Below are 10,187 nucleotides of genomic sequence, written 5' to 3'. Positions count from 1 at the left end.
ACAGTTTTGGTTTCAAACTTTGCCAAAGTTAATTCTCTCCTCTGGCGCTTCTCTTGTAGCCTTCACCTCATTTCCTAATTCTCTAATTTTCTCATTTCCTCTGCCCGTGTGGCTCACACTGCCTGTGCGGCTCGCACCTTTGCCAAAGTTGAATAAACTGACAATACCTCCGCTGTTTTACAAGGCGCAACCTTGATTTTGTTTAAATTTTGTTTAATTTCTGAGGCACAGCCTCATTCCTCTAACACAACCTCACGCCTAATTTCCTAATTTCCTAATTCTCTAATTTTCTCTGCCTGTCGTGCTACGACTGCGCTCGCACCTAATTCTCTTTTCCGTCACCACATTCACCTTTTGAAGATAGCCAGCGACAGCTTGGTATGTGCCTAGCGAGAGTGGAGTATGTGTAAAAAGGAATGTTATCCCTAGTGCCTATGGCCTAAGGCCTAATGCCTTTTCCCTAATTTCCTCATTCTCTAATTTTCTCATTTCCTAATTATTTCATATCTTTGCACTTTCTTAACTTATTAACTTTTAATAAAACAATGGCTCGTGTATTAACAGGCATTCAAAGTACAGGTACTCCCCACTTAGGAAATATCCTCGGAGCAATCCTCCCCGCAGTGCAAATGGCATCAGACCCTTCTAACGAATCGTTTCTGTTCATCGCCGATATGCACTCCCTTACTCAAATAAAAGACGGTGCGCAACTCCGCGCCAACACTTATAGCGTTGCTGCCACTTGGCTGGCTTTCGGTTTAGATACTGATAAAGTAACCTTCTACCGCCAGAGCGATGTACCCCAAACCGCTGAACTCTCGTGGTACTTGGCTTGTTTTTTTCCTTACCAACGTCTCACCCTCGCCCATTCGTTTAAAGACAAAATGGACTACCTGCAAGACGTAAATGCTGGGCTCTTCACTTACCCTATGCTAATGGCAGCCGACATACTCTTGTATGATGCTGAGGTCGTACCTGTGGGCAAAGACCAGTTGCAACACCTCGAAATTACTCGCGATGTAGCTTCTCGTTTCAATCACCAAATGGGCGAAACTTTCGTATTGCCACAAGCTAAAATAGAGGAGAAAATAATGATTATACCAGGTACCGACGGCGAAAAGATGAGCAAGTCACGCAACAATTTCATCAATATTTTCTTGCCCGAAAAACAACTCCGCAAGCAAATAATGGCAATCCAAACCGATAGTACTCCTTTGGAAGCACCCAAAGACCCCGATACTTGCAACGTGATGAGGCTCTACCGCCTGTTAGCTTCTCCTGAGCAAATACAAGCAATGGAAGAGGCTTACCGTGCAGGAGGTTATGGTTTCGGTCAAGCCAAACAAACCCTTTATGAACTGATATTAGAAAAATTTGCTACCCCACGCGAGCGCTACGTTTACTATATGGAGCATTTAAGCGAACTCGATGCTATATTAAAAGAAGGTGCTACCAAAGCACACCGCGTAGCCGATGAAACTTTGCGTAGGGTACGCACCAAAATAGGATATTAAAATGACAAAATTAAAAGCTGGCGTCCTCGGTGCAGGACATTTAGGAAAGATACATTTGCGATTGCTTAACCAATCCGAAAAATACGAACTCGTAGGCTTCTACGACCCCGATGAAGCAAACGCTAAAAAAGTAAGCGAAGAGTTTGGCTACAAGCGTTTCGATAGTATAGAAGCGCTTATCGCCGAATGTGATATGGTAGATGTAGTAACCCCTACCCTCAACCATTTTATGTGTGCCGAAAAGATTATCAAAGCAGGCAAACACCTCTTTATCGAAAAACCTATCGCTACTACGGTAGAAGAGGCCGAAGCTATGATTGCTCTTGCCAAAGAACACCACGTGAAAGGACAAGTAGGACACGTAGAGCGCTTCAATCCGGCTTTTATCGCCGTACGCGACCAAATTCACAACCCTATGTTCATCGAGGCACACCGCTTAGCTGAGTTCAACCCTCGTGGTACCGATGTGCCCGTAGTGCTCGACCTGATGATTCACGATATCGATGTAATCCTAAGTGTCGTAAAATCTAAGGTAAAACACATTTCGGCAAGTAGTGCAATGGTCATTAGTCATTCCCCCGATATTACTAATGCCCGCTTGGAGTTTGAGAACGGTTGTGTAGCCAATATCACTGCCAGCCGTATCTCTATGAAGAATATGCGCAAAAGCCGTTTCTTCCAGAAAGACGCTTATATATCCGTAGACTTTTTGGAGAAAAAAGTAGAGGTAGTGAAGATGAAAGACGCCCCAGAAGTACCAGGAGACTTCGATATGATACTCCAAAATGCAGAAGGAGAGCGCCGTCAAATCTATTTCGAATATCCCGAAATACATAATAACAACGCTATCTTAGACGAGCTCGAAAGCTTTGCCAATGCCATTGTAAACGATACGACCCCTATGGTCACTCTCGAACAAGGCACCGAAGCCCTCCGGATTGCCAAGAAAATAGTAAGTTTATGAAACATATCATCACATTGCTCGCTTCTGTGGGACTCGTTTTCTCCCTAAAAGCACAATCTACTACCGATTTTAACATTAGGTACGAAACCTTTATCAAAGGGGATATCAAAATTATAGGGAATAACATTCTTAACCGTAAAGAGAAACGCAATAGCCCTAACGACCCTTATAACGACCGTAGCTCGAAAGCTAAACTCAACGACGAGTTCGATATGCAATACATCGATATCGATGCTGACCCTAATACGTTTTCATCTAGTAGTGCCAAATTCTCTTACGAAGGAACAGGCGGAAAGGTAGCTTATGCAGGTTTGTATTGGTCGGCTACCTATCCATATGCTAAGGGCACCCTAAGAGGTAATAAAAATATCCCTGTTGATTCCAATAGAGAAGACGCCAGTAGTGTACTACTGAAAATACCCGAAACCAATACTTATACCCCTATCGCTGGTGAACTCATTTACGACGGACGCACCGACAATGAGCTAAAAAATTCAGCACCTTATGTGTATTACGCCAATATCACCAATCTTTTAGCTCCGGCAACTAAAATAGAAGGCGATTATACCGTAGCCAATGTAAAAGCTGCTTTGGGGCAAATAGAAGGCGGTTCGGCAGCAGGCTGGGCGTTAGTAATAGTATACGAAAACCCCGATAGCAATGTAAAGAAAATCATTACTTACGATGGCTTTTCGGCTATTACCAATGAAGCTTCCAAAACCTTTACTTTTAGTGGATTTAAAACCCCTGAGGCAGGCGACTTTAAAACGCGTATTATGGGTGTAGCCCTCGAAGGCGACTTTAATATGGCAGGTGATAATGTAGCCGTCGGTGTACCTGCCAGTGGTAAAACCTCCTCTTTGGAAAGCAAATGGCGCCCTAATCAAAACTTTTTTAGCAGTGCCATTACAAATAACGATGAGGTAGTAAAAACACGCACCCCTAACAGCGAAAACACCTTAGGCTTTGATATCTTCCGTATGGATATCAAAAACGACAATCAATACCTGATTCCTAACAACACCAATTCATTAGATTTGAGTTATACACGTAGTCGCGACCGTTATTATTTGTTCCTTACCGCTTTGGAGATAGAAAATAATCCGAAAGAGATTACCCATTTACACCGTTCAACGAGAATAAGCAAACTGAAAGTCACCGATACTCAGCAGGGTTATTATGTGGTAGTGGGAGTCTTCTTAAACTTCAATAATGTAAACAAACGGGTAGAAGAAATGAAGAAATGGGGGTATGATGCCCAAGTGTATTACAATAAAGACCAAGTACTGAATTATATTTATATAGCCCGTTATAATACCTACGACGAAGCTATGAAAAAGGTAGAAGAAGTACGAGAAAACACCGAAATCCCCGACCCGTGGATATTAGATGTGGCTAATTACGAATAATAAATGCTAAACAAAGATACACAGATAGCCTTGCAGAAGGGGGAACTCCTCCCCCTGATGGAGGCTTTTTATACCTTACAAGGCGAAGGTTTCTACAAAGGAACAGCAGCTTATTTCATTCGCTTAGGTGGTTGTGATGTGGGTTGCCATTGGTGTGATGTAAAGGAAAGTTGGCAAGCCGAAGCTCACCCCTTAGTGCCCGTAGATACCATTGTAGCCGAAGCCTTAGCACACTCCAAAACTATCATTATTACAGGGGGTGAACCACTGATGTGGAACTTAACTTTACTTACCGAAAAGCTGAGAGCAGGAGGTGCTCGCACTCATATAGAGACCTCAGGAGCACACCCGTTATCAGGCTCTTGGGATTGGATATGCCTATCGCCTAAAAAAATAAAACGTCCCGTAGGAGACGTTCTTCAAAAAGCTAATGAGCTCAAAATGGTAATCTATAACAATCACGATTTTATTTTTGCCGAAGAAATGGCAGCACAAGTATCGCCTGAGTGCTTACTTTACCTCCAACCCGAGTGGAGCAAACGCGCTGAGGTAATACCTAAAATTGTAGATTATGTGATGGCTCACCCTCAGTGGAAAGCCTCTTTACAAATACATAAATACCTTGACATTAGGTAATTAGAAAATGTGAAGCTACCCAATCATTTGCTAATTTGCTAATCTGCTAATTTGCTAATCTGCTAATTTGCTAATTTGCTAATTTTGCAAGGTAATCAAAGTGTTCTCCTTCGGCGATGAGTTCGCATTGTAAGCCTACTGAAATTGCTACGTTTTGTAAAGTATTGTAATCTACATACATCCAGGGGAAGGGCTTTTCTTTTTCTCCTTTATACTTCACCACATAATCCACTTCTCCGTAATAATCGAAATAGAGCGGTATATCATAACTGCCATCGGGGTTCTCATCGAACATATAGATAATATCAGAAGAATCGGTGAGGATTTGTCCGTGTGGAGCTAAGAGAGTTTTCAGATGAGCATAGAAAGCGCCCATTTGTTTCAATCGCCCGCACATACCTGCGCCATTCATCAGTAAGAGAATGGTGTCGTACTGCCCTGTTGTTTCCAATACATTCTGCACTTTGGCGTTGCGTAAACCTCTCAACAGGCACGCCTCAATAGCCTTAGGCGATAGGTCGATAGAATGTACTTCAAGCTTGCGTTCGTTCTGTAAATAGAGTCCGTGAGAGCCTGCTCCGCACCCTACTTCCAATACTTTACCTTTTGCCATTTGTAGGGCTTTTTGCTCTAACGCAGGCATCTGTTCAAAAGAGCGAAACAAATAAGGCAAGGGCAATACATCTTCTTCGGAAATAGTAGTTTCCGTTTTAATATCTTCGGTGTATTGCCCTTGCTGATAATCTAAAATAGCTTGTCCGAATAAGTCTTTCATTAGTTATCCCATTCTAATAAGCGGCGTTCACCTTCTATTTTTTGAATATCGGTAATATCTTGCGACATTTCAATCACGCCTTTGTAGTTCTTTTCTTTATCGCGTACAGCAAAATAACGCACATAGATAAGGCGACCGCGATAATTGAACCAGAAATTAGCTTCGTTTTGAGTACCTGCTTTAAAGTTCTCTACGATTTTAAGCACTGTGCCCACACTCTTAGGAGGATGACAGAACTTCACTTCGCGCCCTATAATACCGGCACTGCGAGGAAATACGCGTTCTTCGCCACGGTTGTAGAAAATCACGCGGTCGTGTTCATCTACAAAAGTGATATCAATAGGGAGGGTTTTGAGCAAGAGGTTTACCTGTTCAACAGTCATATAACCCTCATCGTAATGCGTAGCATCGTCGCTAAACTGCACATCGGTGCGACGTTCCGTATCCATTGAAGGATGTACGTACACCGGTTCGCCGGGGTTGCTATTAGGGTAAGGTGCAGGTTCTTCTTTCAGCATCCAACCTATTTCCTCTTCGCCTTTGCGCATTTCAATCCAATCTTCTTCGGTGAGTAATTGCAAGGCGTTTGGGAACAGGATATTCGCTTCTACATTTAGCAAACGACCTAAGTTATCTTCGATATAGCGCACATTGGTTTGCGCCGCATCAAGGTCTTTTTCTTCTAAGTTTTTGCGTACCAAGCGGAAGATATCGCGAATGGTGTCGTGGAAAGACCACATATTCTGTGAAGGATTCGTCCAACCGCGTTTTTCCAAGAAAGGGAAGAGCTGGTTTTCCTTGCGAGCAAAGTGTTTTTCTACCGTTGCCAAATGATTAAACACGTTGTAGAATTTCTGATAATCGGTATGAGGGTCTATGCCGAGTAGCTCATCCATAAGTGAGTAAATAAGTTCAGCTTCAAGCATATAGGTATGCACGGGGTGTCCTGCGGGTAACGTTTGTTCCATAAATGATTTTATTTTAGGACGCAAAGGTATGAAATAATTAGGAAATTAGAAAATTAGGTACGAGCCGTACAGGCAGTCGTAACACGACGGGTGAAAATTAACAAGTGAGAGAATTAGCAAATGAGTAGTGAAAAATTTTTTTTGATAAGTCAGACTTATCGAGCAAATCGGACAGGTTAGAGGTATAACGATAACTCTTTCTTATCAATCTGGGAATTCTAGTTTTAGTTGTATGTACATTAGCTTCTTTACTTCTTCTTTTTCGGGTTCGTTGTTGAGGTGAGAAAGCGAGATACCTAAGAGTCGTACTGATTCGGCGGGGCGTTCTTGATAGAGCAGTTCTTTAATGTGCAAGAGTATGTCGTCTTTATTACTTATGAAATCTTTAAGGGTTTTACTGCGCGTTTGCACCGTAAAGTTACTGTATTTGATTTTCAGGGTAACGGTTTTGCCGGCTACTTGCTGTTTGTCGAGACGACGGACTACGTCTTCGGCTATATGGTCGAGTTCGCGTAGCATATACACCTCGCTGGTGAGGTTCTCGGCAAAAGTTTCTTCTGCACCTACTGATTTGCGTATTCTGAAAGGTTGTACCTCACTGCGGTGAATGCCTCGTGAGAGTTCGTAGTAATAATGTCCGCTATTACCAAAATTCCGCTCTAAGAACTCCAATGATTTCTCGCGCAAGTCCCTCCCTTTAAATATCCCTAACTGGTACATCTTCTCGGCTGTTACTTTGCCTATACCGTAGAACTTGCGCACATCGAGTCTGTCTAAAAAATCTTGCACTTCGGCTTCGGTGATGGTGGTTTGTCCGTTGGGCTTACGGTAGTCGCTAGCGATTTTAGCGATAAACTTGTTTACCGAAATGCCTGCCGAAGCCGTGAGTCCGGTTTGTTGGAAGATGCGTTGGCGAATCTCTTGGGCGATAAGGGTAGCCGAAGGGTTGCCCTTTTTGTTTACGGTTACGTCTAAGTAAGCTTCATCAAGGGAAAGAGGTTCGACCAAATCAGTATATTCGTGGAAAATAGCCCGTATTTGCATCGATATTTGCTTGTAGCGCTCGAAGCGAGGTTTTACAAAAATGAGATGTGGGCACAGTTTGCGCGCTTGTGCCCCACTGATAGCACTGCGCACCCCGAACTTGCGTGCCTCGTAGCTGGCAGTAGCTACCACACCGCGTGGTTCCCCTCCGCCTACTGCAATTGCTTTCCCACGCAGTTCGGGGTAATCGAGCTGTTCTACCGAAGCATAGAAGGCGTCCATATCGATATGTATGATTTTTCTGTTCAAGGGATTAGGATTCAGTAATTAGATTGCTTCAAACCTCTTGCCTGGGAGGGGTTTTATCACTCCTTTGATTTCCATTTGAAAGAGGAGATTGGAGAGTTGGTAGATGGGCATTTGGCACCCCAAGGCGAGCTCGTCTAAACTTTGTTTGCCATTGGCTTTGAGAAATGCACTAATAGTTTCTTCCTCAGGGGAAAGAGTTACAAAGAGTTCTTGTTGTACGGCTTTTGGGGCTGGGGTATCCCAACCTAATTGATAAATGAGGTCTTTGGCTGAGGTGAGTAGGGTTGCTTTACCATTGCGTATCAGTTCATTGCACCCCATACTATACGGGTCGGTGGTGCGCCCTGGCACGGCAAATACTTCGCGATTGTAGGAGAAAGCTATATCGGCAGTGACTAAGCTACCGCCTTTTAGTCCCGACTCAACAACTACGGTCGCCTGTGAAAGCCCTGCGATAATGCGATTACGGCTGAGAAAATTCTTTCTGTCGAACGGACTTTGGCTACTGAAATCGGTGATGAAACCGCCGTTTTCTTCCATTGCCTCACAATACTTACTATGAGTAGCGGGGTAGATAGTATTGAGTCCGTGGGCAAGACAAGCCACCGTTTGTAGGCGGTGTTTCATCGCTGCCTTATGGGCGGTAATATCTACTCCGTAGGCATACCCACTGACGATTACCACATCTAACGAGGCGAGTTCTTCGATGAGTTTTTCGCAAAAAGCTGTGCCATAGCTGGTAATATTGCGAGTGCCTACAATACTGAGCAGTCGTTTATTCTGCAAGTGGATATTTCCTTTTTGGTAAAAAAGTATAGGGCTGTCTACACATTGTTTGAGAGAGGAGGGATACTGTTCATCGGTATAGGTTATAATACTGATGTTTTGCTTTTGAGTGAATTGCAATTCGGTTTCTGCTTCGTGCAAACACCGAGCACTGAGTATGTTTTGAGTAATCTTAGAGCCAATACCTGCTACCTTCTCTAAGGCACTTTTGGGTTGAGCGAATACGTTTTGAGCACTTCCAAAGTGTGAGATGAGTTTCTTGGCAGTTATATCGCCTATGAGAGGGATTTTCTTTAAGGCAATAAGATACAACAAATTGTCTTTCATAATAAAGTATTAATGCGTAGTGCAAAGGTATAAATATTTTTTGAAATGGATATAAAGGGAGAGAGGGTATAGGCCATAGGCCTTAGGCACTAGGAGGTGATAGGGATTAGAAAATGAGGAAATTTGGAAATGAGAAAATGAGGAAATGAGGAGGTGTGAGGCATTAGGGCATAGGCATTAGGGCATAGGCACTAGGGTAGCGACGGAAAGGCGTTAGGCTTTAGGGGGAATGTGAAGACGGTGATTGTACACGAATGTTTTTGTAATATTCTCTCTTTAAAATAAAAAAAGAAGTATATTTGCGGGCTTTTGCGTATTTAACTGTATTTGGCTTTGAAACATTTGGTATACGACAGTACTTTTGAGGGGTTCCTCACAGCGGTATTTGCTGTTTTTGAGTATCGTTACAACGAGGTGACTATTGTAGCGAGACATCGGTTTGCGCCTTTGCTTTTTGGCGAGGAGGAAACGGTGTATACCGATGCTAAGAAAGCGCAACGGGTACTTACCAAAATAGAACAGTGTTGGGGTAAAGAAGGGGTGGCGATTGTGCTAAGGGCTTTCTTATCGGAAGAAACACATATGGAAGACTACTTATTGGAGGCTATTAGGCTGATGGTGAAATACCCTGAGGGAAAAGTGTTGGAGAACTTTGCCCATAGGGGTATTGCCTCTATACACAAAGCGGCTAAGAGTGTGGGTCGTGAAGTACACCGAATGAAAGAGTTTGTGCGCTTTGAAAAGGTAGGCGAACTTTATTTTGCCAAAATAGTACCTGAATATGACGTGTTGCCACTGGTTGTTCCTCATTTCAAAACGCGTTTTTCTGACCAACAATGGGTACTTTACGACCCTGAACGGGGGTATGGTTTTATTTACAATCTGCACGAGGTGTTGCCTTTTACTCCTGCGGATAAGCATTTTGGAGTGCTTACTCCGGCTACTGCTGATGCTTATAAAACACTTTGGAAGACTTATTTTCAGCATATTAACATAGCCGAGCGCAAGAACGCAAAATACCAAATGAGGAATATGCCGAAGCGCTATTGGCAGTACTTACCGGAAGTGTAATTTAGTTTCTTTCAAAATAATTTGTGTAGTTCGACTCTATTTACTACTTTTGCCGCCGTTAAAAAACTGTTGAGGCCTTAGAGCTTAGGCCCTAGGCCTTAGGCCATAGGCATTAGGAGGGAAGCGACATTGTTGTATAAACATCCCCCTAACCCCCTTCAAAGGGGGAATGTAGTGACGGAAAAGAAGATTAGAAAATGAGAGAATTAGAAAATGAGGAAATGGGGTAAATGCCAATAATACCACTAATCAACTTTGCCAAAAGTGCGAGTCGCACAGGCAAAAACTTTGGCAAAGTGTGTACTGCAAAAGCGATGCGTTGAGACTGGTTGGAGAATTCGGAAGAAAACGGAGATTTTCAAAAGGAGGAGTTGAGGTAAAAGGTAAAAGATGAGCTGTAATTTGGGTGTGGGTAGCTTATAGAGAGCTTATAGAGAGCTTATA

The 10,187-nt window shown here is 43.1% G+C and carries 9 protein-coding genes; 5 read left to right on the top strand and 4 right to left on the bottom strand.

Going from position 1 to position 10,187, the window contains the following annotated elements; genetic code table 11:
• The first annotated feature begins 545 nt into the window (after positions 1–545).
• The 4 genes from trpS to HMPREF9072_RS04630 are packed head-to-tail and all read left to right on the top strand — an operon-like array spanning position 546 to position 4,523.
• Positions 546–1,514 (top strand): tryptophan--tRNA ligase, encoded by a 969-nt coding sequence (trpS, locus tag HMPREF9072_RS04645; RefSeq protein WP_009410775.1) that lies wholly within the window; start codon positions 546–548, stop codon positions 1,512–1,514.
• Position 1,515: 1 nt separating this feature from the next.
• Complete coding sequence (locus HMPREF9072_RS04640) at positions 1,516–2,478, top strand: Gfo/Idh/MocA family protein (RefSeq protein ID WP_002674080.1); 963 nt, start codon at positions 1,516–1,518, stop codon at positions 2,476–2,478.
• Positions 2,475–3,887, top strand: a complete 1,413-nt coding sequence (locus HMPREF9072_RS04635; protein ID WP_009410774.1) for an SPOR domain-containing protein — start codon at positions 2,475–2,477, stop codon at positions 3,885–3,887. The genes HMPREF9072_RS04640 and HMPREF9072_RS04635 overlap by 4 nt, the downstream gene beginning before the upstream one ends.
• A gap of 3 nt (positions 3,888–3,890) precedes the next feature.
• Positions 3,891–4,523 carry a 7-carboxy-7-deazaguanine synthase QueE gene (locus tag HMPREF9072_RS04630; RefSeq protein WP_009410773.1) on the top strand — a complete coding sequence of 211 codons (633 nt, stop codon included), beginning with the start codon at positions 3,891–3,893 and terminating at the stop codon, positions 4,521–4,523.
• A gap of 70 nt (positions 4,524–4,593) precedes the next feature.
• Here HMPREF9072_RS04630 and HMPREF9072_RS04625 read toward each other — a convergent pair whose 3' ends face one another.
• The 4 genes from HMPREF9072_RS04625 to dprA all read right to left on the bottom strand — a co-directional run bounded on the left by HMPREF9072_RS04625 (position 4,594) and on the right by dprA (position 8,672).
• Entirely contained in the window at positions 4,594–5,298 is a 705-nt protein-coding gene (locus HMPREF9072_RS04625) for a bifunctional 2-polyprenyl-6-hydroxyphenol methylase/3-demethylubiquinol 3-O-methyltransferase UbiG (protein WP_009410772.1), read from the bottom strand.
• Complete coding sequence (locus HMPREF9072_RS04620) at positions 5,298–6,266, bottom strand: DUF438 domain-containing protein (protein WP_009410771.1); 969 nt, start codon at positions 6,264–6,266, stop codon at positions 5,298–5,300. Before HMPREF9072_RS04620 ends, HMPREF9072_RS04625 begins: the two co-directional genes overlap by 1 nt.
• 204 nt (positions 6,267–6,470) lie before the next feature.
• A complete protein-coding gene (dinB, locus tag HMPREF9072_RS04615) occupies positions 6,471–7,559 on the bottom strand; it encodes a DNA polymerase IV (protein ID WP_083475889.1) in 1,089 nt (362 codons plus the stop codon).
• 18 nt (positions 7,560–7,577) lie between these two features.
• Positions 7,578–8,672, bottom strand: coding sequence for a DNA-processing protein DprA (dprA, locus tag HMPREF9072_RS04610; RefSeq protein WP_009410769.1), 1,095 nt, complete (start codon positions 8,670–8,672; stop codon positions 7,578–7,580).
• 327 nt (positions 8,673–8,999) lie between these two features.
• On the opposite strand from dprA, the gene HMPREF9072_RS04605 reads away from it, so the two are divergent.
• Entirely contained in the window at positions 9,000–9,743 is a 744-nt protein-coding gene (locus tag HMPREF9072_RS04605) for a TIGR03915 family putative DNA repair protein (protein ID WP_009410768.1), read from the top strand.
• Positions 9,744–10,187: the final 444 nt, after the last annotated feature.

It is taken from the genome of Capnocytophaga sp. oral taxon 324 str. F0483 (genome assembly GCF_000318315.2).
GTDB lineage: Bacteria > Bacteroidota > Bacteroidia > Flavobacteriales > Flavobacteriaceae > Capnocytophaga > Capnocytophaga ochracea.
This window is presented reverse-complemented; position numbering and strand designations above follow the sequence as displayed.

What these genes read in the sequence shown, in the direction of transcription:
- HMPREF9072_RS04625 (WP_009410772.1), bottom strand. Translation starts at nt 5,298, where the DNA reads ATGAAAGACTTATTCGGACAAGCTATTTTAGATTATCAGCAAGGGCAA.
- HMPREF9072_RS04635 (WP_009410774.1), top strand. Translation starts at nt 2,475, where the DNA reads ATGAAACATATCATCACATTGCTCGCTTCTGTGGGACTCGTTTTCTCC.
- HMPREF9072_RS04640 (WP_002674080.1), top strand. Translation starts at nt 1,516, where the DNA reads ATGACAAAATTAAAAGCTGGCGTCCTCGGTGCAGGACATTTAGGAAAG.
- HMPREF9072_RS04620 (WP_009410771.1), bottom strand. Translation starts at nt 6,266, where the DNA reads ATGGAACAAACGTTACCCGCAGGACACCCCGTGCATACCTATATGCTT.
- dprA (WP_009410769.1), bottom strand. Translation starts at nt 8,672, where the DNA reads ATGAAAGACAATTTGTTGTATCTTATTGCCTTAAAGAAAATCCCTCTC.
- HMPREF9072_RS04630 (WP_009410773.1), top strand. Translation starts at nt 3,891, where the DNA reads ATGCTAAACAAAGATACACAGATAGCCTTGCAGAAGGGGGAACTCCTC.
- trpS (WP_009410775.1), top strand. Translation starts at nt 546, where the DNA reads ATGGCTCGTGTATTAACAGGCATTCAAAGTACAGGTACTCCCCACTTA.